Genomic DNA, 20,903 nt, shown 5'->3' on the forward strand with positions numbered 1-20,903 from the left:
CAAGATGGAACACTGTTAATTTCTCAGGACTTTCACATTGCCATCTTTACTTAGTTTGATCACTGCGGATGGTTTGCTTCCATTCTTCTTCCTGTCCCAATCTACGATATGGTCAACACCATCCTTGATTTCCTGAGCGATTTCCTCGAAATTTGAAGGAGTAGGAGAACCACTTGGATTAGCCGATGTAGAAACAATAGGTTTCCGAAACCTCTTTACCAATTCGTTGCAAAAAGTATTTCTTACCACCCGAATTCCCAGGGTATTGTCCTCAGCTACCAGGTTTTCTGCCACTCGAATAGGATTGTCGTAAACAATAGTTGTTGGTTTGGCAGCGTATTTAAGTATGTCATAGGCCACTTCAGGAACATCTTCCACAAACTGACTCAGCATTTTAAAATCGGAGACCAGGCAAATGAGGGCCTTGCTTTCGTGGCGCTTCTTCAATGCGTAGACTTTTTCGATGGCCGATGGATTCGTTGCATCACAGCCAATTCCCCATACCGTATCGGTAGGGTAGAGGATGAGACCGCCGCGTTTCAGGACAGCGAGCGCCTCTCTTACCTCATCCATCATATGTTCGTTCCTCTTGTTTTTCACGAAGTGAGTTTTTCATGTATCCGCCTCCCACTATGGTGGAAAGGAGATACCATTTCTTTGGTTTTAGCAAAAGTACGATGAAGAGATAAAACTTGATGAACAGGAACTTCAGAAATCCGAAGTTTTTCTTTGTAACGTACAGGTAGGAACGATAGGCTTCTTTGTTTATCTCCCTGGATTTGCCTATGCTAACCCCTTGATAGTGGAGTATTTTGGCCTCAGGTACAAGTACCGTTTTATAACCTGATTTCCGAAGTCGGTGACATAGATCCATTTCTTCCCAATAGAGAAAGATCTTAGTGTCGAATCCACCAATAGTTTCAAAAGCATCCTTTCTGAAGAAAAGAAAAGCCCCATTCACCCAATCAACGGTAATAGGTTCTTTGTACTCAATCTTTCGCTTCGGGTATCGATTGGGGTTGGTCTTTTCCAGGAACCCCCTTCCGAAAAGGAGTCGGCGAAAACCTTTGTTATGATCGAAGGAAGGAACCAATTGATCGTTCTCATCGTAGTTCTGTGCGGTACAAACACCTACATGAGGATGTTGGTCCATATAGTTGGTTAGAAGAGATAAACAATCGTTTATGAGGAGGGCATCGTTATTCAGAAATAGAACATAGCGGGCATTCGAATGTTCTGCTCCACACATATTCCCACCACCGAATCCGGTATTGACCTCGGACCGCATTAATTTGCATCGAGGATCTGAGGGGAAATTCTTTTTCAGGTTTTCATAGTCTTCGATCTCCGAATTATTGTCGACAACGATAATCTGGTAAGAAATGTTATCTGAAGTCATCTCTACAACAGTCCTGATACATTCCAAAGTGAATTTGGAAGTGTTATAGTTAATTAAAACGACTGCAACATCAATCATAGATAATCTGTTCAAGCGAAGACTTTTCCTTATTTTCGTTAAAAATACAATAACATATGGGCCTACGATCGAAATTTAGGCAATATCAACTGCACAGAAGACTTCCAATGGAGAAGTATATTCCCACAAACAAGCGGAAACCGGAGAAAATGTTAGATGTGGTTACTGCCTGGGCGGGATTAGAACTAATTGTTGAAGATATACTGGAACGATTTAATATAGGCAGAGACTCCTGTATAGAGTTCGGTGTGGAATTTGGATATTCTTCGGTGGTGTTTTCTAATTACTTTAAAAAAGTGACTGGTGTTGATATTTTTATTGGTGATGAACATACCGATTTTAAAGGGGATCACTACGATAAAACAAAGGCTTCTTTAGCCGAATACAAGAATATCGAATTAATAAAGTCAGATTATCGGGACTGGATCAAAGAGGATCAAAAACAGTACGATTTTGCTCATGTAGATATTGTACATAACTATAAAGAGACCTACGAATGTGGTCTTTGGGCGTCACAGCACAGTAGCTGTACTATCTTTCATGACACGGAGAGTTTTCCTGAAGTCCGCAGAGCGGTAATTGATATTGCCAAAGCTACCGGAAAGCGCGTATATAATTATCCTTACCATAATGGACTAGGAATTATTGTGTAACTCTATGGTATGACTAATAGAAGAATACTTGTTATAGCACCCTATGCTTTTGGGTATACATTTCACATCGCGAGAGCTCTCAATGATTATCCTGGTGTAAATGCATCCATACTATATGTAGATCGGCCGGCTTTTGCGTACCGAAATTTTATGCACAAAGCCAGCAATTTTATCTCCAAAACCTTCCTGGGAAAGAATCTCAAGAAAACATTCGTAAGTCAAAGACTGAAAGCGAACATTTCTGAGTTAGGAAAACAGGATACGATCTTTATAATACGTCCTGATATGCTGGATGATGAGCTATTGGGCTTTATTAAAGGTTATACAAACAAGTTCCTCGCCTATTATTACGACAGCACCCGAAGATTCCCAAGAAAAGCAGAGATTGGATCCTTCTTCGACACAGTCTATAGCTACGATAAAGAAGATGTGGCAAAATTCGGATTTCAATTTCTAACCAATTATATCTATGATGAAAGTGACAGGTCCGAATATGAATACCAGTTCTTTAATATTTCGACCTTTGATTTTCGATTTCCTGCTCTTGAGAAACTCGCGGCGTATATAAAGCAGCAGGCCTGGACTTATAAGATCCTGGTCTATAACGGAAGTGATATGCCAGCTACGAACGTTGAAATTATTACAGAACAGTTCTCTATTGAAGATGTTTCAGAAAAAATAAAAAATTGCAAGATTCTCCTGGAGATTCAGCGAAGCGATCAAATTGGACTTTCCTTCAGGTGTATGGAAGCACTCGGACATAGAAAAAAGCTAATTACTACCAATAAGGATATAGTAAATTATGATTTTTACGATTCGCAAAATATCCTTGTATTAGATGAAAACAACTATCATATACCTTCGGAGTTTGTGAATAGCCCTTATGCAGAAGTCACAGAATCAGTATTGTCAAAATATCGAGTAGAGAATTGGGTTCGCCCCATATTTAATCTTTGATCTGCAAAATTTCACTGTACACCTTTAGATATTCCAAGGCCGTTTCGTTCCAATTAAAGGACTTAGCCCTTTCGATATACCAGTTTTCGTAAAACGCCTTGTTTTCATGAAAAGCGTGCATCCCTTTTTCTAATATACCTTTCATGTATTCCGGATCGTAATGATCCCAGTAGAATGCATGTTCGCCACCAATTTCTGGTAAGGAGGTATTATTGGAGATGAATACCGGTTTTCCATATCTCATAGCTTCGATGGGTGGAATACCAAAGCCCTCACGCAGAGAAGGAAAAACAAAGGCATCACAGTGTTTTAAATAGAATTTCTTTTCGGTATCCGCTACCTTTCCTGTGAGTAAGACCCTTTTGTTCAAGCTGTACTCGTTTACTTTTTCCTTTAATCTCTCTGCGTATTCTGAAGAGTCACTACCCGAAAGCACCAAATTATAGTCGGGTAGGAGACGCAGCATTTCCACCAGGCTTATGAAATTCTTTCGCTCACTGAAGTCGCCAATGGAATACAAAAAAGGCTTCTCCGGGAATACAGGAGGCGCGTAATCCTCTGGAATATCCGTATTAGTTATCGTATTCCCATTGTGAATTACAAACTCCGGCACATTGGGAACTTCGAAATGTGCATGAGTGTCTTTCCTGGCGAATTCCGAAATATAGGTGATAGCCGTAGCTCGTTTTAACTTCTCCCTGAATTTTGCCTTTAACTTCTCCTGAAGGCCTTCGCTGCCTTCAGTAATAAAATGGATATCGTGAACCGTAAGTAAATAAGGAATATCAAAGTAAGGCTCGATCTTTATGTTCTGATTAAGGCAATGCCAGAGGTTGTACTTTTTCTTTATTCTGAAGGGTTTATGACGGGTGATCGAGCGGTATTTTTTATAACTGAATGTATCACCGAATTCTTCCTCCAGGGCATTTGTGTTTTTGGCGTGCAATACGATCTCCAATTCGGATGGCTTGTTCGCTGCAATTCCTTTGATCAGGTGATAGTTGAACTGACCGAAACCGGAGTACTTGTTCTTGATATTGTGAGATTCCAGGAATAATGTTTTCATACTGACTCGGTTGAGGGTGCAGCATCAGGATTTTCCTTCACGAAGCCGGAGAATGCAATTAAAACTATACCGAAGATGAGGTATAGTGCGAGACCGATCTTTAATCCGGGATAGCCCATAAATTCCATGAAGAATGGAGTAACCAGGCCAACAACTCTAAACATCAACCTTCCCGGCAAATACGCGATCGACAAGATTATCGCGAGGTATTTCGGATTGCTGTGTTTTGTGATCAGGGAAAGGATGGTAGGAGCCACGAAAATTTCGGCCAGGCCTACCAGTATCATTCCGAAGATAAATAGCGCCGTATTCAATCCGGATCCGTCGGGTGAGATGATCAAAACCAGGGCATAAGCTAGAGAAGCGCAAATAAATCCTATACCTATCTTCATTACCCTGTTCAGTTTAATAACCATCCAAAGGAAACCAAATACCAGGGCAAAAATGAGTACAAACCCTGAATTCATGGAAGACCAGATCCTGTTCAAGAATGATGAGGTATTTGCAGATTGCCCCACATCATAGCCTAAAACATACATGTCTCCTGCCCCAAATTCATAAAGTCCCCAGAAGAATGCAGAGATCAATATGGCTGCCCCAATCCAAATGACACGCGTACTAAAAGTGCTTGTAGCCAGACTTTTAGATTCTTTGATATCTAATTTCGGACTAAAGAACATTGATATCATCGCGCAAAGCGACAGGACTCCTCCAAGGATAAAACCAAGAACGAAGCTTTCTTCACCTAGCAGGCCAATTATCAGTGTTCCAAGAAATGCACCGATGTTTATGGCAAAATAGAGGAAAGTAAAACCACTGTCCATGCTATGCTTCCTATAATAATAGTTCTTTCCAAACAAACTCAGGAGATTGGGAGAATAGATCCCTGCACCCAGTCCTAATAATCCAATTCCCGCATAAACGGTAAATTCCATGGGCAGGCATAATACAAAGGCTCCTATGGCCTGGATTGCAGCCCCAATTATGGCAGCTATTCGATTACCGAGGATCAGGTCGCCTAACAGTGCTCCAAGAATTTCGGCTCCCACTATTGTTCCCGCTAGCCAACCATATATACCAATTGCCTGGTAATGATCCATGGCGAATACCTCACTTGTGAGGTAAAGGACCAGTAAGCCTCTTATACCATAATAAGAAGCTCGCTCCAGTGCCCTGGAGGTCATATGAATAAATGTAGTCCAGTTGTGTCCTTTCTGATTAGTGATTGCTTCCATCTTGAATTCGGTTAGTTAATCTTCCTGTACAGCAGCCACAGATTCACGTAGCGCTTGAAAACAGAAAACCCGTTGATATATGCTAAGATAAAGCCTTCTTTGCCATCAAGGATCCCGAGTCGGATGAGATATTGGTGCCAAAACCTGTAAAGCGGTCTAAAAAAGAAGTGCATTAATGTGGGGCGTTTACCCTGGTCGTATAACATTTTTGCCTGTAAAGCACTGTAGCGGTGCATTTTTGCTGTGTAATCGTCAATACCTTGATAAGTGTAATGTGGAACCCGCGATTTTAGTTTGGCTGTGGAGCCATTTACGTCTAGCACTTCATGTACCAGATTATCGTTATAACGGCAATTTTCTTTATTGAATACTCGCACTACCCAGTCGTTTTGCAGCCCGCTGTATTTTATTCGTTTCCCCATAAAATAAAAATCACGTTTTACATAAAATGCACTGGCCGAACTCTTTTGAATGGTAGTTGTAATCTCCTCGGACAGGGGTTTGGTGATTTCCTCATCGAGATCGAAGAAAACAACCCAGTCGTTCGCAGCTTTGGAAATGGCAAAATTCTTTTGAGACGAAAAATTATCAAATTTCCGTTGATGAACGGTCACATTAGGATAGGATGATGCACGGGCAACCGTTTCATCCTTGCTGAAGGAATCCACGATCACGATCTCGTCGGCAAACCACAGGCTTTTGATAAATCCATCGATATTCTTTTCCTCGTTAAGGGTAATGGCAAGAGCCGAAATGGGAATCTGGTCTTTCAAAAGGCCGCTAGTTTGGGTAAAAGTAATAATTTTACAAGGATTCCACAGCTCAGTACAATGGCAAAACTTCCAATTTTAATGTATCATCATGTTAGCACGGATTCCAGTTCCGGCCTCACCATTGGGGTATCGGAATTGGAAGCCCAATTTTCATGGATCAATGAGCAGGGTTATTCTACCTGGCATCTTAGCGAATTAAAAGATCGCACCGACCTTCCGAAGGGAAAGAACATGGTAATTACCTTCGATGACGCCTATGTGAGTTTTATGGAACTAGCTTTGCCTTTGCTTCAGAAATACGAGCTCAAAGCCACTGTTTTTGTACCCCTGGGCTTCCTTGGTAAAACGGACGAATGGAATAGTGGTGAACTACCAATAATGACTTCAGCTGACCTGGCCGCGCTAGACCCTTCCGCAGTTGAATTGAGTTACCATTCGTTTGGGCATCCGAAGTATCATGAGATTTCCTTGGATGAGGTTGCTTCCGATATGGATAAGTGTTTTGAGTTGGTAGGTAAATCAGGACTTAGTTTCAGTAATTCCCTGGCATATCCCTATGGCAAGTACCCAAGGGACAAAGGGGCTAAGGTAGAATTTGTAAACATGCTTAAAAATCGTGGAATACACTTTGGTCTCCGAATTGGGAACCGCGTTAACCGCTTTCCGTTTCCAAATCCGTTCGAAATCCAGCGACTCGATATTAAAGGGGAATACAGCATGGCTAAATTCAGTAGAAAAGTAAAATACGGAAAGTTGCTTTAGCGCAGCTGTTTGTGTAACAAGCGAAGTTTTACATATCGTTGAAAGACTCCGTAAGCATTGACCATGGCTACAGTTAAGCCTGGAATTCCATCCCGGAAACCTCCTTTCAGAATGTAAGAGCGAAAAAACCGATATCCGGGCTTTATCCAAAGGTGAAACCAGGTGGCTTTCTTACCTTTTTCATACAGCTGCTCTGCCTGGAACCATGCGTAGGACTCCTTTTTCAGGATGTAAGGTTCTAGTCCTTTGTAGGTATAATGAAGCATGTGATTCTTCAATTTCCCTATACTGCCTTCACAATGTAACTTTTCATGGACTGTACCGGTGTAATGCGCCCCTGCACGCTTCACAAGCCTAAGCACATCGTCGCTGTGATGGTAGAGGAAACGATTCATATAAAAATGCGGAAAATTGATCTTGTATCCGCTGTGCTTTGGTTGAGAAATAGTTTGCTTTATCTCGTCTTCCAGGGAATGTGTCACGCGCTCATCGGCATCCAGGAATAACACCCACTCTCCCGAAGCATGTTCAAGGGCGTAGTTCTTTTGAGCTGAAAAATTATCAAACTCCCGCTGAAGTAACTTGGTTATGTACGGTTTGGCCAATTCTACCGTTTTATCGGTGCTGAAGGAATCGATAAGGATGATCTCATCGGCAAATGATACCGATCTGAGGGCGTCTTCTATATAATCTTCTTCGTTAAAAGACGGAATGATCACCGATAGTGTACGCATAGGGCAAACTTACTAAATAACTTTATCTTTGCACCCATGAAGGCCTTAGACACGTCCATCATAATAAGCACTTATAATTCCCCCGCCTGGCTGGAAAAAGTGTTATTGGGATACAACAATCAGACCTATAGAAATTTCGAGATTGTCATAGCCGATGATGGTTCAGGGGAAGAAACCAGAACCCTGGTCGATAAAATGTCGGGCGAAGTGTTCTATCCCATAGTACACGTTTGGCATGAAGATGATGGTTTTCAAAAGTCGATGATCCTTAACAAGGCTATACAGCAGTGCAATTCACCCTACATTATCATGAGTGACGGGGATTGTATACCGCGCAAGGACTTCGTGGAGCAGCACGTGAAATTCAGGGAGGAAGGATACTTTCTCTCAGGAGGATATTTCATGCTGCCGATGGATATTTCAGAAATGATAAGCAGGGATACTATTTATTCTGAAGATTGCTTCAATGTATCCTGGTTGAAAAAACACGGACTCAAATCTTCCTTCAAAAACAATAAGCTAAGTGCTAGCGGCGCCCTTGCCAGTATCCTGAATGCTGTAACACCAACGAATGCCAGTTGGAACGGACATAATGCAAGCGGTTGGAAAGAAGACATCGTGGCTGTAAACGGATTTGATGAACGCATGCAGTATGGCGGACAGGACCGAGAATTGGGTGAGCGCCTGATGAATTATGGCATCAAGAGCAAACAGATCCGCTATAATGCCGTGGTCTTACATTTGGATCATCCCAGGGGGTATAAGAACCAGGAATCCATCGATAAGAATCGGGCAATTCGCAAGGAAACCCGGGATCAACGTAAAAAATGGACGGATTATGGAATTATCCAGAAAACAATCGCCGAATGAGCTCCGTATCGGTCATTTTGAGTACTTATAACCAGCCGGATTGGCTTGTTAAAGCTCTATGGGGATTCGAACAGCAAACTTATAAAGACTTTGAAATCATCATAGCTGATGATGGTTCGGGCAGTGAAACAAAGGCGGTTATAGATAATTTTCAGAAAAAATCAAACTTACGGATCAAACACGTCTGGCAGGAAGATGACGGCTTTCGAAAAACAGTAATTCTGAATAAAGCAATCATGGCTTCGGAAGGAGAGTATCTAATATTTTCGGATGGTGATTGTATACCGAGAAACGACCTCGTAGTTCGCCATATCGAATTGAGGAGATCCGGATGTTTTCTCTCCGGTGGGTATTTCAAACTACCTGAGCATGTCTCACAGATTATTTCAAAGGAAGATATTCAAACACAGCGCTGTTTCGACACGGATTGGTTAATTGAGAAAGGTGTTAAGAAATCTTTCAAATTGAATAAATTTAGCAAGGGCGAACTAAAAGAACGATTGTTGAATACTTTAACCCCTACCAAAGCTACCTGGGATGGAAATAATGCCTCGGGCTGGCGAAAGGATATATTGAACGTAAATGGGTTTGACGAACGTATGGAGTACGGGGGTGAAGATCGTGAATTCGGGGAAAGGCTTATGAATAGTGGAATTAAAGCTGTGCAGGCACGCTACGGACTAATAACCCTTCATTTACATCACGAACGAGGGTACGTAAAGCCTGAGATGATAGAAAAAAATAATAAGATCCGCAGGGAAACAAGGCGAAACAAAGCTACTAGAACCGAGTTTGGCATTAAGTGATCAAACTTTTTTATAAGCGCCAATTTTCCAGTACCGCAACTCCTCATCGGTAGTGACCTTGGTAAACGCCAATTCCTTCAACCTCGAATTGTCCTTAAAATACTCCCAACATCCCGTGCCTTCCCTGTATATGGAAATGATCATTATTCCTTGGTGGTTTAAGTGATCCAGCATTCTGTCCAGGACATTTTGTTTTTCCGAATCGTGGATGTAGTAAAACGCTTCGTTGAATACGATGACATCGAAGTTGCGATCCGGTTGATACTTGATCGCATCTTCGGCAATGAACTCCGCTTTAGGAAAGTTCCGGGCTTTGGCTTTTTCAATAGAAACTTTTGAAAAATCCAAACCAAGGAAATAGCTGTACTCCATATCTTCCATCCTAAGATTAAGAACCCCATCTCCACAACCAATGTCCAGGATGGATGGGTTATTCGGCCCAAAATCACGGATGTACTCTACGATCTGCTGATATCTAAAGGCCTCTTTCTCGCTCTGCAGGCTGTCCCATCGACCACTCTTGTATTGCTTGTTCCAGCGCAATTTTCGTCGCCAGTGATGAAATTTATCGATGATGTTCATACTATTTTCTGGCGTTTTTAAGATGGTGTTCCAGGAAGGGTTTTAGTTTCTCCAGAATCATTTCCGGCGTTAATTTTGAGTACAGTTCGGATGGATTCTCTTCTATTCTTCTTCTTTCTTCCAAGGTGAAACTATCGAACAGGTCAGGTTTTTCTTCCAGCAGATGGATGGAGTCATGTGTTTTTCCATCTTCGAAACTCGACCAGTGTTCCTTGTTCACATAAGGCGAATATATGGTAAAGGTAGGTTTGTATAAGGCCTTTGTAATGTGTACACTTCCGCCTTCGTTTGAAACTAATAAATCACATTGGTTCATAAGTTTTATAAAACCCCGAATAGAGTCTTCGTAAATATCCAGATTGATCTGGTCCTTACCCCTGCACAGGTAATAGATCTTATAGGCTTCGTCCTTTTGATGAGGTGCATAATTGAATAGTAAGGTCACCTTGTAATGATCCGTGATATAGTTGATAAGATCCGCAACATATTCGTATGGCATCGATTTCTGTGGTGTACTGCCTAATACTCCTAGCATGATCACCGGGTGATCAACATCCTTAAGTACGTTGTATTGTTTTTCTTCAGAAGAAAGAAAGATCTTTGGTTCATAATCCGGGTTATCCAATTCAAAGACAGAACTTATTAAATTGATTCGGTCTTCTATCGCCTTACCACAGTTTTTCGAACGCTTTTCAAGAAAACTCACCGGGTGAGTATAAAAGGGTAGCTTCAGCGTCTTGTGTGCACGTTTCAGTCCGATGCGATACTCCGCCCGGCTCGACAGGCACATCATCCGACTTTGAAATTTAGAATACGGGTCGAAGATAATGTCGAATTTCGCCTTGCGCACTTTTTTTAGCGTCTTCATCAGGTTGGGGATCTTCTTCAGCTTTTTTTCCTTCACATGAATGATCTGATCAATATTGGGATTGTTCACAAGGACCCCCGCAGTGTAATCGTAGACGAAATAGGTTACATGGCTGTTTGGGAACACCTTTTTGATGTTATTGGCGATCACAGAACTGATGAGAACGTCCCCAATTCTTTTATTCTGAATGACAAGTATTTTCTTAGGTTGCATTACCTTCGCAAAGTATCTCTTTTTTCGAAGTTATTAAAATTTGACATGGCCAAAACCTTTGTGATACATCCGGATTATAAATCAATTCGACCACAGTTGGAGGAGGCGATCAATGGATTTTCGGAGAATAAAGATTTCATTACAAAAGGAGAGCGAAATGTGATCAAGAAAGTGAAGATCGGTGATGAGTTCTTCAATATAAAAAAGTTTAAGACACCAGGTTTGTTTCAAGGGCTGGTATATCGTTTCCTTCGGAAGAGCAAAGCCAGGCGTTCCTACGAGTACGCCCTCCGACTCACAGAACTAGGCATTAATACTCCTTTCCCTGTTTGTTTTTCTGAAGACTTTTCAGCAGGATTAAAAAAGAGTTATTATATCAGCAGGCACCTGGATTACGACTTCGATTTCCGGGTGCTCAACCACAATCCGAAGTGGCCCAACAGAGATGAGATCCTGAGACAGGTGGCAAAGTTTACCTACGAATTACATGAAAACAAGGTGAATTTCCTGGATCATTCGCCTGGAAATACATTAATCGTCGATAAAGGGGAGGAGAAGTATGATTTTTACCTCATCGACCTCAACCGAATGCGTTTCGAGCCTATGTCCTTTGAAAAACGTATGCGGAATTTCCGAAGGCTTTGGTTATCAAAACACATGATCAACATCATGGCCGAAACCTATGCGAATCTTTCGAACAACACTTATGAACTTACGCATTCCCTCATGACAAAGTACAGCAGGGCATTTCAGAAGAAAGTGAATGCGAAGAAGGTGAGGAGGAGACGCAGGAATAATTAGAAATTCCAATTAACAAATATCAATCACAAATAAAATTCAAAAGGTCAATTTTCAACTTACAGCATTGGAGCTTGGGAGTTGGAAATTATTTGATAATTGGAAGTTGAGATCTGTTATTTCACTACACCGCCACGTCGTACTCTCTGAGCGCGTCGTTCAATGAAGTTTTCTTATTCGTACTTTCCTTCCGCTTACCAATTATCAATGCACAAGGCACCTGGTATTCTCCGGCAGGAAATTTCTTAGTGTAACTTCCAGGGATCACCACGGAGCGAGAAGGAACCCTTCCTTTCATCTCAATCGGTTCATCTCCGGTTACATCTATGATTTTAGTCGAAGCGGTAAGCACAACATTCGCACCAAGTACAGCTTCTTTTTCAACACGTACCCCTTCAACAACGATACATCGAGAACCTATAAAACAGTTGTCCTCTATGATTACTGGAGCAGCCTGAAGTGGTTCCAAAACACCACCAATTCCCACACCTCCACTGAGATGTACATTCTTACCGATCTGTGCGCAACTACCTACGGTAGCCCAGGTGTCCACCATGGTTCCTTCATCCACATAGGCCCCTATATTCACATAACTCGGCATCATGATAACACCTTTTGAAATATAGGCACCATGCCTTGCCACGGCATGTGGAACAACCCTGATTCCTTTTGCTTGGTAGCCTTTCTTTAGTGGGATCTTATCGTGATATTCGAAGATCCCGGCCTCCATGGTCTCCATTTTCTGAATGGGGAAATAAAGCACCACCGCCTTCTTAACCCATTCATTCACCTGCCAGCCGCTTTCGGTTGGTTCTGCGCAACGCAGTTCGCCTTCGTCGCAGAGTCGGACGACCTCTCGAATCGTGCTTATGGTATCAGGATCGGTTAGAAGGGAGCGATCATCCCAGGCTTTTTCAATGATATTTTGAAGGTTGTTCATGTTTTTTTTCAATTTGAACAAAGATACAGCCTGCCGTTAAATCCGTTGTAAATTTTAGCATACTATTTAACAAATCGGTATTTTTGCGCCAACTATGGGTCGCATTCTGGCATTAGATTATGGAACCAAACGTACAGGGGTCGCGGTGACAGATGAACTTCAGATCATCGCCTCCGGATTAACTACGGTTCCAACAAAAGAACTTCAGTCTTTTCTCGCAAAATATTTTTCCGAAGAGACCGTGGAACTTGTGCTAGTTGGCGAACCAAAGCAAAAAGATGGCACGCATAGTGCCGTAGAAGAAGAAATACAAAAATTTCTAAAGGACTTCGTAGTAAAGTTTCCTGAGATGGAAGTGAAACGAGTGGACGAACGGTACAGCAGTAAGATGGCGTTTCAGACTATGATCGACAGCGGACTTAAAAAAAAGCAACGAAGAGATAAGGCCTTGATTGATGAGATAAGCGCGACCATCATTCTTCAGGATTATATTTATTTTAGAAGTTAGAAGTTAGAAGTTAGAAGTTAGAAGTTAGAAGTTAGAAGTTGGAAGTTAGGATATAGATATTTCAAACAAGTTTATAAACACCCAACACCCAACACCGAACACTGAACACTGAACAACAAACATTAAAAGTTTATATGACATTACCTATCGTAGCATACGGGGATCCTGTTTTACGAAAGAAAACAAAAGAAATAGACTCGGACTATCCCAATTTTGCAGGCTTGCTCGAAAATATGTTCGAGACCATGTACGGTGCAAGAGGGATTGGTTTGGCCGCTCCGCAAGTAGGATTACCGATAAGGCTCTTCATTGTGGATGCTACACCCTTCGAAGACGACGACGATCTTTCCGAAGCGGAAAGAGAATACTGTTCTACCTTCAAAAAGGTCTTTATCAACGCGAAGATACTGGAGGAGGAAGGAGACGAGTGGGCTTTTAACGAAGGCTGCCTGAGTATTCCGGATATCAACGAGGATGTATTCAGACAACCACAGATCACCATGGAATATCTGGATGAGAACTTCGGAAAACACACGGAGACTTTCGACGGCATCGTGGCGCGGATCATTCAGCATGAGTACGACCACATTGAAGGAGTTTTGTTTACCGATAAACTTTCTCCACTTAAAAAACGCTTGATCAAAGGAAAGTTGGCGAATATTTCAAAAGGAAAGATCGATGTGTCTTATCGCATGCGATTCCCGAACGCGAAAAAGAAACGTTAATGCCCTTGCATAACTAAAAGTTAGGGTAGATATTTGCCGCCGTAAATTGGTAAAAAAATGAGCTTAGAGAAAATTCTTTCTATTTCCGGTAAACCGGGTCTTTACGAACTCAAAACACAAACACGAAGTGGCTTCCTGGCCGAATCCCTGATCGACGGGAAGAAGATCAGTGTTAGCGGCCGTCATAACGTAAGCTTACTCTCCGAGATCGCCATTTACACGCTTACGGAAGAAGTTCCGCTAGGAAAGGTTTTTTCGAAGATCTCCGAAAAGGAAAACGGGGGTCCTGCTATCAACCACAAGTCGTCCAAAGATGAACTGGAGGAGTATTTCTTCGAAGTGCTGCCAGATTACGATGAGGATAGGGTATATCCAAGCGATATCAAAAAAGTGGTACAATGGTACAATTTGCTCCAGAAGAGCGGTGTTACCCAGTTCACTGCTGAAGATGCTTCAGAAGAGGAATAACCGTTCTTTGTTAATCACTTTTAATAACTCTTTTTACTTCTGAATTGCTTTTAAATTAGCTTTGTTCTATGAACTCCAGAGAACAACAGTTACAGGCTTTCGATCGCTTACTCACCATCATGGATGAGCTTAGGGAGCAGTGCCCGTGGGACAAAAAACAAACCATGGAATCCCTGCGGCATCTTACCATCGAGGAAACCTACGAATTGGGCGATGCCATCCTGGAAAATGATCTTTCCGAAGTAAAAAAAGAACTGGGCGACCTGTTGCTGCATATCGTTTTCTATGCCCGTATCGGTAGTGAGACGAACGATTTCGACATAGCCGATGTGGCCAATGATATCTGTGAGAAATTGATCGCTCGTCATCCCCATATCTATGGAGACGTCACCGTGGCCGATGAAGAGGAGGTAAAGCAAAACTGGGAGAACCTAAAACTCAAGGAAGGTAAGAAAAGTGTGCTGGAAGGGGTCCCGAATTCACTTCCGGCCCTGGTAAAGGCTAATAGAATACAGGATAAAGTAGCCGGAGTTGGTTTCGACTGGGAAGAACCGCAGCAGGTGTTTGAAAAGCTGAAGGAGGAACTGGAAGAATTGCAACACGAAGTTAAAGAAGGTAATAAGCAACATATTGAATCCGAATTTGGGGATGTCCTCTTCTCCATGATCAACTACGCTCGTTTTCTGAAAGTAGATCCCGAAAATGCCCTTGAGCGCACCAATAAGAAATTCATAAAACGTTTTCAGTACCTGGAAGGGAAGGCTAAGGAACTCGGAAAATCTCTCAAAGAGATGACCCTCGCCGAGATGGATGTGTACTGGGAAGAGGCCAAGAAGAGTTAGGGTTGTTGATTCGTTGATTTGTTTATTCGTTTAAACTCACAACCGACAACCGACAACCGACAACCGACAACTAACAACTATCAACCCGCAACCCGATAACTCACATCGAACAAAACATTCATTCATTCAGTTTTAGATGGAAAAGATGATCAAACGGTCTCTCGTGATGAGTTCGGCAAACCCTGTATCTTCCTTGATAAAAGTAAGATTCTCTTCAGAATAAAAAATCACATGCGTCGGGTCGTCCTTATAATACCATTTGTCGAAATTCACCTCAGGTAGGGGATCTGTCATGCAGAAGAGTCGGCCACCGGGTTTTAATAGTCGCCTTAACATTAGAAATTCTTCCTGGGGACGGTGAAAATGTTCAATTACTTCACAGCACACTATGAAATCATAGTTTTTGTTAAGCACTTCCCTATCCGGATGAAAGAAGGGGTCGTACAATTCGATCGCATAGCCATGATCACCTAGCACTTTAGCAATCACGGGACCTGTACCTGCTCCGAAATCCAAACCAGTGGCTCCTTTTGTAAAATACTTCTGAACGGCTTCGGTAATGGGCGACACGAATTCCTGGTAACCAGGATCGTTCACGTCGTTATTGTGCGTAAGGTAGCGTTCTCTCTCTTCCGAAGGACTGGGAAAATTCGCGGGATCGCGAAATACTGTTCCGCAGTTAAAACATTCAAAGAATTTGTGTAAGCTATCCCCGAAATACGGCGCCGTACTTTCACTATGGCAAAGCAGGCAGGAAGTCATGATCAGGCGTTTCTAACTTTCTTGATACGCTTCAGTTTGGCTTTCCAAACTTCCAGCTGTTCCTTGTGTCGAGCAATGTTTTTGTGAACTTCCTGAACAAGTGGATTCGAGTCATCGACATGTTGGAAGAATCCTAAGTTATTTTCAAGTTGATTGATCTCGTGTTTGGTTTCGTCGATCTTCTTGGAAATGAAGAAATGCTCGTTCTTCAATTTGCGCTCGTCCTCCTGGGAAACCATGGTGTTGAGTTTATTCTCAAACTTGATCATCTCAGTCTCCTTCTTGTTCAGATCCAGTTTTCCAAACAACGTATCCAGCGCCTTGTTGAACTGTTGTTCAATGGATTTTTTCTTAAATGGTACACGTCCAACGCCCTTCCATTCCTTGATCTTCTCCTTGATAAGAGCCAGGTCATCTTCCTTGTTTCCACTAAGTTCGAGGGATTTTATCGCCTCAAGAAGTTTGGTTTTGGTTTCGTAATGCGCTTCTTCTTCCTTGCTGGCTGCGTTTTTCTGACTGTGCAACCTGTCGAAATAATGATTACACGCATCCTTGAATTCCTTCCAGATCTTGTCGCTCTCTTTTCTGGGCACATGACCGATCTTTTTCCAGTCGGACTGTATCTTTTTCATCAATGGAGTGACTGCTTCGTAGTCATCACTGTCTTTATTCTCCTGTGCGATCTTGATGAGTTCTCTTTTCTTTTCAAGATTGGTATACTGATCTTTCTTCTGGTTCTTATAAAAAGCGTTCTTCTCCTTATTAAAACTTCGTGTGGCTTCCTTAAAACTGTTCCAGATTTCTTTATTACTAGTCCTTGGTACTTTACCGATCTCGAAGTATTTGTCCCTTAATGCCTGAACTTTCTTTATTGCGTTCTGCCATCCCTGGTGACTTGGTTTGGCACCGGAGGTGATCTCGCTGATCTCCAAAACGATCTTTTGTTTCGCTGCGAGGTTTTCCTCGAAAGAGGACTCCATGGCTTTCATATATTCCGAACGGCGGTCGTGAATGACTTTTGTTGCCTCGCTGAATTTGTCCCATACGTCCTCCCGGTATTCTTTCGCAACAGGTCCGATATCTTCTTTCCACATTTTGTGAAGCATCTGCAGTTCCCGAAATGCTTTTGGGATATCTTCTTCCTGCTGAAGTTCTTCAGCCCTTGTGATAAGCTTTATCTTTTGCTCCAGGTTGTGTTTAAAGTCTAGATCTCGGAATTCCCGGTTGAGGTGAAGGAAGTCGTAAAAATTCTCCACGTGGTGGCGATAGGTGTTCCAGATAAGGTTGTACTTATCCCTGGGGATTGGCCCCGCGGTATGCCACCTGTCCTGTATGTCTTTAAAATGCCTGTAGGTAGTGTTGATATTCTCTTCGGCGTTAAGTAATCCCTTCAACTCCTCGATGAGTTCCTGGCGTTTTTCCAGGTTGGCGTGAAGGTCTTTTTTTAAATTTCTGAAATGCTCATTCCGCTTTTCCCTGTAATCAAAGAATAGAGAATTGAATGTCTTCTTCAGTGGTGTAGTAAAGTGGAAGTCGATAATATTTCCGCCTTCCTTTAGAAATTTTTCCTTTTCCTGTTCCAGTTCTTCATTGAACTTCGCATTGAACTCAGAACGTATCTCTTCAACATCATTTTTTATTCTTTGAACGGGCTCGGTAGCAAGTAGATCCTTTAACGCTCCAATAAGCTCTTCTTTGGACAGGGTATGGTAATCAACCGCTTCTTCCTTTTCGTGTTCTTCGTGATGCTCTTCTTCATCCGAAGACTTCACCTCGTCCTCATCATCTCCATGATCATCCTCTTCGGAATCAGCTTCCGCTTCTTTTGAGTTCTCTTCTACAACCGATTCCTCTGCAGCCGGTTCTTCAACTGTCTTTTTCTCGGTTAGTTCCTTTTCCTCCTTGGTTTCTGCCGGTGATTCCTCGGCTACCTCCTCGACAGTTTCCTCCTGTTCCGCGGGCGCATCAGTGGTAGCAGCCTCGGGTTCTTTTTCTTCGGAATTTGATATAGGAAGGTCTTCTTTTGGCAATTTTTTGTCGGACATCTGTTTCAATGTTAAAGTTCGAATATGGAATGTAAGATAGTAACTACTATGCAAACGGCAAAGCTGCCGCTCTTATTTTGGGAGAATAGTAGGGAAATTTAAGAATTCCAAATTTTCCAGGCTTTTTGGGCCTGATATTCAAGCATTTTCAGCCCGTTGCTCACCCTTGCGCCCCTCACAAAGCCACGTTTCATAAACTCTGTTTCGGTGGGATTATAGATAAGGTCGAAGAGTACATGATCCTCACCAATATACTGATATGGAATGCGCGGACAGTCTTCAACATTGGGGGAAGTGCCTATTGGAGTACAATTAACAATTAGCAGGTGATCCTCCATTATTTCCCTGTCCAGGGAATCGTAAGAGATGGAGTCGATAGACGGTGTACGAGCGACAATTTCATAGTCAAATTCCATGGCATCAAGCACATAACTGATGGCTTTGGAAGCTCCTCCGGAACCCAGAATAAGAGCTGTCTTTTCCTTAATTGGGAAGTAGTCGGCTAATGCCTTCGCAAACCCGTAGTGATCCGTGTTATAGCCAATCAACTTGCCGTTCTTGCCAAATTTAATGGTGTTAACGGCTCCGATCTTTGCGGCCTCTTTATCTATTTTATCCAGGTAGGGGATGATCTCCTCCTTATAAGGTATCGTGACATTCAGGCCTTTTAAGCCTTCGGTTTTATATGTCAATTCAGGAAACAAGTCGAGGGATTCGAGTTCAAAATTGTGATAGGTAGCCTTTCGCTTTTCTTTCTCGAATTTATTCGTGAAGAAGGCCTTGGAAAATGAATGACTTAAGTCTTTACCTAACAATCCGTATTTAGCCATGGTCCGGGGTCCTGTGTTTTTGATACCAGTCTAAACTGAGTACGAGCAGGATTCCTACAATAATAAATAAAATTGCCCAAAGGGTTTCGAACGAAAATTCTGATGGCCAGAAACGCTCATAATCCTTTATGATAGCCGATCCATTAGCATCGTACATAATGTTGCCTAACTCGTCGTATTCGAATTTCTTGGTTTTCCACGGCCAGACAACACCCAGGGAGCCAGCAATAAAACCCATTATCACGGCGTAGGTGGCGTTATGATATCTTTTAAGAACATAGGCTAGCAGGTGGGACAATGAAACCAAACCTACTAACGAACCCAGGGAGAATACAACCAGTACTTTTAGCAATTGAATGCGAACGGGATCCGATACAAAACCGGTATCGCCCTGGAACAATTCAGCGAGTGTATCAAATAAAGCGTTCACCGAGTCTACCAGCAATAACACATAATTTCCTAGTAGGATCAGGATAAACGACCCAGACAGGCCGGGTAATGTCATCCCGGACACTCCAATAATTCCGCAGAAAAAAACAAAGACCAGGTTGCTATTTTGAGTTGCCGGTTCCAGGAAACTAATACTAACACCTGCCAGGATTCCGAGTAAAAGGTAACCCAGGTACTTTCGGTTCCACTCTCCAAAGCCTTTGGCGATATAATAAATAGATCCGACTATCATACCGAAGAATGCACTCCACACATACAACTCGTAGTGTACAATGAGATAATCCAGCAATTTGGAGACACTGAAGTAGCTGATCACCATCCCCAGGATAAGCAGACCAAGAAACCGACCATTGATATACTGAAAAAAGCTATTAAATCGCCCGTTGATGAAAAGCTTAAAGGCTTTGCGGTTTATCTTCTGAAGCGAATAGATAAATTCTTCATAAAACCCCGCCACAAAGGCCACCACCCCTCCCGACACACCGGGAACTTTGTTCGCAGCACCCATTGCTAGTCCTTTCATGACTAGCCAGAATTGATCCCATAGCGAACGTTTCTCGTACATCTCAAACGGCGTTTTTATTCACTGAAATACGCTCTAATATATAGATTGTTAAGAATCCTACAAGGCAGAAAACCATAGCCCAAAGTAATTGAGCATCTCCTTCATAAGTAGAAGGCAGCACACTATTTTCAATAAACGGAACTTCTTCACCTTTATGATTTCTTCGATACTGTAACACTTTTTTCCAGGGCCATATCTTGTTAAGGGCGCCAATCATGAACCCGGTCAGCACGGCCAGAGTAAGGTTCTTATAATGTTTGAACATCCAGTTCAAGGTGCGGGAAAACACTTTCAGGCCTACGATGGCACCAATGGCGAAAACACCTATGCGAAGGGCGGCATTCCCGGCCGCTCCCCAATCTCCTTCTCCTATGCCTGTACTAAGCTGGGATAAGGTTTCCATTACCGGTGCGTAAGCACCCAGCAGCAGAAGTATAAATGCACCACTGATACCGGGAAGTATCATAGCAATTATCGCCACAAAGCCCGCAATGAATAGAAACCATGTACTGTCTGGCGATCCAACAGGTTTTGCTAACGTAATATACAGTGCGAAGGTCGCTGCCAGAACAATGGCTATTATGGTTTTCAGATTCCAACCTGTAATTTGTCTTCCAATGAAAAGTATACTCGCCAGAACGAGTCCGAAGAAAAAAGACCATACCATGATAGGGTGGGTGGCAAGTAACCAGGTAATCAGTTTCGCCAGGGATAGTATACTGACGATTACCCCTGAAAATAATGCTAACAGAAATGATAAATTATATGAGCTCCAGGCTGCTTTGAAACCTCCTCGTCTCCACAGCTTGAAAAAGCCCAGGTCCAACTTATGGATCGTCTCGATCAACTCCTCGTAAATTCCTGAGATAAACGCTATGGTACCCCCTGAAACGCCGGGGACCACATCGGCCGCACCCATGGCTATTCCTTTGGCAGATATAACAAGGTATTGCAGAAGATTACGTGAAGGCATG

Annotated in this window: 24 protein-coding genes; 10 read left to right on the plus strand and 14 right to left on the minus strand. The window is 42.5% G+C overall.

Annotated features, from left to right (window positions below; all coding sequences use genetic code 11):
• Positions 1-15: 15 nt before the first annotated feature.
• Together J1N09_RS10815 and J1N09_RS10820 are read right to left on the minus strand one after the other, a co-directional pair.
• Positions 16-576 carry an L-threonylcarbamoyladenylate synthase gene (locus J1N09_RS10815; protein WP_265200245.1) on the minus strand — a complete coding sequence of 187 codons (561 nt, stop codon included), beginning with the start codon at positions 574-576 and terminating at the stop codon, positions 16-18.
• The gene (locus tag J1N09_RS10820; RefSeq protein ID WP_265200215.1) at positions 566-1,477 is read right to left on the minus strand and encodes a glycosyltransferase family 2 protein; all 912 of its coding nucleotides are present in this window, start codon (positions 1,475-1,477) and stop codon (positions 566-568) included. Before J1N09_RS10820 ends, J1N09_RS10815 begins: the two co-directional genes overlap by 11 nt.
• Before the next feature lie 56 nt (positions 1,478-1,533).
• On the opposite strand from J1N09_RS10820, the gene J1N09_RS10825 reads away from it, so the two are divergent.
• Both J1N09_RS10825 and J1N09_RS10830 read left to right on the plus strand, forming a co-directional pair.
• Complete coding sequence (locus tag J1N09_RS10825; protein WP_265200216.1) at positions 1,534-2,130, plus strand: class I SAM-dependent methyltransferase; 597 nt, start codon at positions 1,534-1,536, stop codon at positions 2,128-2,130.
• A gap of 9 nt (positions 2,131-2,139) precedes the next feature.
• Positions 2,140-3,087, plus strand: coding sequence for a hypothetical protein (locus tag J1N09_RS10830; protein ID WP_265200217.1), 948 nt, complete (start codon positions 2,140-2,142; stop codon positions 3,085-3,087).
• On the opposite strand, the gene J1N09_RS10835 is transcribed toward J1N09_RS10830, so the two are convergent.
• Genes J1N09_RS10835 through J1N09_RS10845 form a run of 3 tightly spaced genes read right to left on the minus strand, consistent with a single transcriptional unit; the run spans position 3,077 to position 6,161 of the window.
• Positions 3,077-4,153 carry a glycosyltransferase family 4 protein gene (locus tag J1N09_RS10835; RefSeq protein WP_265200218.1) on the minus strand — a complete coding sequence of 359 codons (1,077 nt, stop codon included), beginning with the start codon at positions 4,151-4,153 and terminating at the stop codon, positions 3,077-3,079. The genes J1N09_RS10830 and J1N09_RS10835 overlap by 11 nt on opposite strands.
• Positions 4,150-5,388 carry an MFS transporter gene (locus J1N09_RS10840; RefSeq protein ID WP_265200219.1) on the minus strand — a complete coding sequence of 413 codons (1,239 nt, stop codon included), beginning with the start codon at positions 5,386-5,388 and terminating at the stop codon, positions 4,150-4,152. Before J1N09_RS10840 ends, J1N09_RS10835 begins: the two co-directional genes overlap by 4 nt.
• 11 nt (positions 5,389-5,399) lie before the next feature.
• On the minus strand, positions 5,400-6,161 hold the full coding sequence (locus tag J1N09_RS10845) for a glycosyltransferase family 2 protein (RefSeq protein ID WP_265200220.1): 762 nt from the start codon (positions 6,159-6,161) through the stop codon (positions 5,400-5,402).
• Positions 6,162-6,239: 78 nt separating this feature from the next.
• On the opposite strand from J1N09_RS10845, the gene J1N09_RS10850 reads away from it, so the two are divergent.
• Entirely contained in the window at positions 6,240-6,923 is a 684-nt protein-coding gene (locus J1N09_RS10850) for a polysaccharide deacetylase family protein (protein WP_265200221.1), read from the plus strand.
• Here the strand turns inward: J1N09_RS10850 and J1N09_RS10855 are convergent.
• A complete protein-coding gene (locus J1N09_RS10855) occupies positions 6,920-7,657 on the minus strand; it encodes a glycosyltransferase family 2 protein (protein WP_265200222.1) in 738 nt (245 codons plus the stop codon). The genes J1N09_RS10850 and J1N09_RS10855 overlap by 4 nt on opposite strands.
• Before the next feature lie 36 nt (positions 7,658-7,693).
• Between J1N09_RS10855 and J1N09_RS10860 the strand changes: the two genes are divergently transcribed.
• Entirely contained in the window at positions 7,694-8,527 is an 834-nt protein-coding gene (locus J1N09_RS10860; protein WP_265200223.1) for a glycosyltransferase family 2 protein, read from the plus strand.
• Entirely contained in the window at positions 8,524-9,333 is an 810-nt protein-coding gene (locus tag J1N09_RS10865; RefSeq protein ID WP_265200224.1) for a glycosyltransferase family 2 protein, read from the plus strand. Before J1N09_RS10860 ends, J1N09_RS10865 begins: the two co-directional genes overlap by 4 nt.
• Here J1N09_RS10865 and J1N09_RS10870 read toward each other — a convergent pair whose 3' ends face one another.
• Both J1N09_RS10870 and J1N09_RS10875 read right to left on the minus strand, forming a co-directional pair.
• Positions 9,334-9,915, minus strand: coding sequence for a class I SAM-dependent methyltransferase (locus J1N09_RS10870; RefSeq protein WP_265200225.1), 582 nt, complete (start codon positions 9,913-9,915; stop codon positions 9,334-9,336). It lies immediately after the preceding gene.
• A 1-nt stretch (position 9,916) separates the two neighbouring features.
• Entirely contained in the window at positions 9,917-10,996 is a 1,080-nt protein-coding gene (locus J1N09_RS10875; RefSeq protein WP_265200226.1) for a glycosyltransferase family 9 protein, read from the minus strand.
• A 45-nt stretch (positions 10,997-11,041) separates the two neighbouring features.
• Between J1N09_RS10875 and J1N09_RS10880 the strand changes: the two genes are divergently transcribed.
• Positions 11,042-11,797, plus strand: a complete 756-nt coding sequence (locus J1N09_RS10880) for a lipopolysaccharide kinase InaA family protein (protein ID WP_265200227.1) — start codon at positions 11,042-11,044, stop codon at positions 11,795-11,797.
• Between the two features lie 121 nt (positions 11,798-11,918).
• Here the strand turns inward: J1N09_RS10880 and J1N09_RS10885 are convergent, their stop codons facing one another.
• A complete protein-coding gene (locus tag J1N09_RS10885; RefSeq protein WP_265200228.1) occupies positions 11,919-12,734 on the minus strand; it encodes a 2,3,4,5-tetrahydropyridine-2,6-dicarboxylate N-succinyltransferase in 816 nt (271 codons plus the stop codon).
• A 94-nt stretch (positions 12,735-12,828) separates the two neighbouring features.
• Between J1N09_RS10885 and ruvX the strand changes: the two genes are divergently transcribed.
• From ruvX to mazG, 4 genes are all read left to right on the plus strand, one after another.
• Positions 12,829-13,242, plus strand: a complete 414-nt coding sequence (gene ruvX / locus J1N09_RS10890; RefSeq protein WP_265200229.1) for a Holliday junction resolvase RuvX — start codon at positions 12,829-12,831, stop codon at positions 13,240-13,242.
• A gap of 134 nt (positions 13,243-13,376) precedes the next feature.
• A complete protein-coding gene (def, locus tag J1N09_RS10895) occupies positions 13,377-13,967 on the plus strand; it encodes a peptide deformylase (RefSeq protein WP_265200230.1) in 591 nt (196 codons plus the stop codon).
• Between the two features lie 57 nt (positions 13,968-14,024).
• A complete protein-coding gene (locus J1N09_RS10900; RefSeq protein ID WP_265200231.1) occupies positions 14,025-14,435 on the plus strand; it encodes a DUF5606 domain-containing protein in 411 nt (136 codons plus the stop codon).
• Between the two features lie 68 nt (positions 14,436-14,503).
• On the plus strand, positions 14,504-15,277 hold the full coding sequence (gene mazG / locus J1N09_RS10905) for a nucleoside triphosphate pyrophosphohydrolase (protein ID WP_265200232.1): 774 nt from the start codon (positions 14,504-14,506) through the stop codon (positions 15,275-15,277).
• A gap of 132 nt (positions 15,278-15,409) precedes the next feature.
• On the opposite strand, the gene J1N09_RS10910 is transcribed toward mazG, so the two are convergent.
• The 5 genes from J1N09_RS10910 to J1N09_RS10930 all read right to left on the minus strand — a co-directional run bounded on the left by J1N09_RS10910 (position 15,410) and on the right by J1N09_RS10930 (position 20,902).
• The gene (locus J1N09_RS10910; RefSeq protein WP_265200233.1) at positions 15,410-16,039 is read right to left on the minus strand and encodes a class I SAM-dependent methyltransferase; all 630 of its coding nucleotides are present in this window, start codon (positions 16,037-16,039) and stop codon (positions 15,410-15,412) included.
• 2 nt (positions 16,040-16,041) lie between these two features.
• Positions 16,042-18,084 (minus strand): DUF349 domain-containing protein, encoded by a 2,043-nt coding sequence (locus J1N09_RS10915; protein ID WP_265200234.1) that lies wholly within the window; start codon positions 18,082-18,084, stop codon positions 16,042-16,044.
• A gap of 98 nt (positions 18,085-18,182) precedes the next feature.
• The gene (locus J1N09_RS10920) at positions 18,183-18,914 is read right to left on the minus strand and encodes a shikimate dehydrogenase family protein (protein ID WP_265200235.1); all 732 of its coding nucleotides are present in this window, start codon (positions 18,912-18,914) and stop codon (positions 18,183-18,185) included.
• The gene (locus J1N09_RS10925) at positions 18,907-19,929 is read right to left on the minus strand and encodes a DUF368 domain-containing protein (protein ID WP_265200236.1); all 1,023 of its coding nucleotides are present in this window, start codon (positions 19,927-19,929) and stop codon (positions 18,907-18,909) included. Before J1N09_RS10925 ends, J1N09_RS10920 begins: the two co-directional genes overlap by 8 nt.
• Position 19,930: 1 nt before the next feature.
• The gene (locus J1N09_RS10930; protein WP_265200237.1) at positions 19,931-20,902 is read right to left on the minus strand and encodes a DUF368 domain-containing protein; all 972 of its coding nucleotides are present in this window, start codon (positions 20,900-20,902) and stop codon (positions 19,931-19,933) included.
• Between the last annotated feature and the right edge of the window lies 1 nt (position 20,903).

It is taken from the genome of Aureitalea sp. L0-47 (assembly GCF_026126405.1).
In the GTDB taxonomy this organism is placed as follows: domain Bacteria; phylum Bacteroidota; class Bacteroidia; order Flavobacteriales; family Flavobacteriaceae; genus Pukyongia.